General features: G+C 53.0%; 1 protein-coding gene. It reads left to right on the top strand.

What is annotated here, in order from left to right:
- A partial coding sequence (locus tag AC1RP1_RS08215; RefSeq protein WP_481762754.1) for a hypothetical protein occupies window positions 1–302 on the top strand: 302 nt, incomplete at both ends.

Raw genomic sequence — 302 nt, forward strand, 5'->3', positions numbered from 1 at the left:
GTTTCGGTGTACGACACGACACGCAGCACTCAGTACCCGATCGAGCAATTCAACTGTTCGCTGACCGATTACACGGACAGCAATGGTCTGGAGACAGAGCTTGAACAAGCGATTAACCCGTTCTCGCAATACATTCGGGTAACGTCGAACGTACCGAGCCTGCCGACACCTCTTCCCATTATCTCATCGGTCAGTACTCCTGTGAATATGGCGGGCGGTAACTCGGGCGGTGCTGTTACGTCGCTTCAAGTCGCTGGCGCATGGAACGTGTTTGCGAACAAGCAGCTGTACAAGATCAACAT

This window comes from Dellaglioa sp. CoH-56-MRSF-13 (assembly GCF_056782095.1).